Source organism: Staphylococcus sp. EG-SA-2 (assembly GCF_017152085.1).
The window spans coordinates 1-405 of sequence record NZ_JACYHC010000293.1 but is presented as its reverse complement, the minus strand read 5'-3'; the positions used below and the strand labels follow the sequence as shown (position 1 = coordinate 405).

The following is a 405-nucleotide window of genomic DNA, read 5'->3' as shown; positions in this document are numbered from 1 at the left end:
GGGGAGAAATTTAAAGCTTAAAAAAGAAAGTGACTTTGAATTCACAAAAAATCATAAAAGGTTATTATTAGGTTCTGTATTTTTGATGGCAACTTCTGCAATTGGGCCAGCATTTTTAACGCAAACAGCAGTATTTACATCACAATTTTTTGCAAGTTTCGCATTTGCCATATTACTGTCTATCATCATTGACATTGGTGCACAAATTAATATATGGCGCATATTAGTTGTAACTGGTTTAAGAGGTCAAGAAATATCAAATAAAGTTGTTCCTGGGCTTGGTACTGTTATCTCAATATTGATTGCATTTGGTGGTCTAGCTTTTAATATTGGTAATATTGCTGGTGCCGGTTTAGGTTTAAATGCAATTTTTGGATTAGATGTAAAATGGGGCGCAGCTATTAC

1 pseudogene is annotated in these 405 nt (G+C 33.6%); it reads left to right on the top strand.

The window, feature by feature from the left end:
* A pseudogene (locus IDG60_RS02790) lies at nt 1-405 on the top strand (divalent metal cation transporter); the annotation flags it as partial.